The organism is Kitasatospora sp. NPDC047058 (assembly GCF_040643935.1).
Taxonomy (GTDB): domain Bacteria; phylum Actinomycetota; class Actinomycetes; order Streptomycetales; family Streptomycetaceae; genus Kitasatospora.
On sequence record NZ_JBEYVJ010000815.1, the window covers coordinates 1 to 1,662 of the forward strand.

Here is a 1,662-nt window from a genome sequence, read left to right on the forward strand (position 1 = left end):
GCGCCGTCGCGCTGGCCGGTGGCGGCACGGCGCTGCTCCTCACCCGGACGGGCCGCGGAGGCGACAAGCCGCGGGCCGCCGCATCCGTCACCCCGAGGACGGACCCCACCGACTACACCCGCTCGCTGGAGACGAACGTGGTCGCGACCCCGCTCTGGACGAAGCCGCTCGCCGAGCCGCTGATCCGGGTGGCGGGCGACGGCGACACCGTCGTCGCCGCCGGGATGAAGAGCGTCTGGGCACTCGACCGCGACGGCAGGCCCCGCTGGGGACCGCTGGCCAACTACGCCTCCCCGTCCGGGGTCGGCACCGGCGACTGCCCGGTGGCCGTCGCCGGGGGCACCGCCTACGTGATGGGGTACGGCGGCCCGAGCGACCTGACGTACGTCTTCAAGGCCGTCGACCTCGCCACCGGCACCGTGGCCTGGACCCTCACCCGGCCGGACCTGCGGATCACCCGCTCCGCCTCGGTCCTCGGGCTGCTCGGCGGCCTCGTCTACGTCCACGGGGAGGCCTCCGGCACCTTCCCCCAGGCCGACCCCAAGACCCCGCCCCTCTACACCGCCGGTTTCGTCTGGGCGGTGGACCCGGAGACCCGCGGGCTCCGCTGGCAGGCCGTCCACCCGCGCCAAGTGCTGGAAACCACCCGGCTCTACCTCCCCTCCTCGGGTACCCGCCTGCTCTGGGAGACGTACGGTACCGATCTCAACACGTACCAGAAGTCGGGGCGGCTGGAGGCGCTCGACGCCGCCGACGGCGGGAAGAGCCTGTGGCAGCAGCTGGCCCCCGGCAGCGGCGCTCCGATCCCCAGCCTGCCGTACTTCTTCGACGGCCGGCACTGCTCGGCCGCGGGCAACTTCCTCTACCTCGCCGACCGGCTCTACGCGGTCGACCCGGCCGACGGCAGGGTGGTCTGGCAGTCGGCCGGGGAGTGGGCCTTCCAGGCCGTGGTGGCGTCCGAAGACGGCGCCACCGTCTACGCCCTCGGGGCGCACTACGCGAAGGCCCGCACCGTCGTCCAGGCCTTCGACGCGCGGACCGGTGCCGTCCGCTGGTCCGGGTCCGTCCCCATGGGGGTGGTCCAGGACATGGCGGCGCACTACGCGGACGACACCCTCTACATCTGGATCCACGGCACGGTCCGGGCGCTCGATCCGGTGACCGGAGCCCCCCGCTGGACCTTCGAGTTCAAGCCCAACGGCAGCTCCGTCACCCCCGTGCCCTACTGGGCCGGCGGCGGCCGGCTCTACGGCCCGACCGAGAACGGACTGGTCGCCATCGCCGCCGACGGCAACGCGCCCCGCGGCTGAATCCGTCCGATTTCAGGGAGGGAGCGGGCGTTCAGGCGCCCGTCCGGCAAAAGGCTGAGGCAGAATGGGTCCACACTCGAAGGGAGGGCCTGTCGCCCACCCGGTGGCAGGTCGGCCCACGCCCCCGGAGGTACTTCGTGTCCAGGATCAGTGACAACGACTCCATGCCCACGCCGGACCGTCTGCTGCACACCGGCGCCGAAAACCCCGTCGACCCCGAGGACCTGGTCATGGCCTCGGGCCGCGACGTTACCCCCGCCCTGGTCGAGAAGGCCCGCGAGGACCTCGCCAAGTACGGCGCGGCAGCCGTGGCCGGTCTTGCGGGCGGCGTCGGCGGCGGCCGACCGTACGC

2 protein-coding genes are annotated in these 1,662 nt (G+C 73.4%); both read left to right on the forward strand.

Annotated elements, in window-relative coordinates:
• The coding region (locus ABZ885_RS40760) for a PQQ-binding-like beta-propeller repeat protein (RefSeq protein WP_360200205.1) at positions 1-1,310 on the forward strand (1,310 nt) is incomplete at its 5' end.
• A 164-nt stretch (positions 1,311-1,474) separates the two neighbouring features.
• Positions 1,475-1,662 (forward strand): hypothetical protein (locus ABZ885_RS40765; RefSeq protein ID WP_360200207.1); only part of this gene is annotated, 188 nt, incomplete at its 3' end.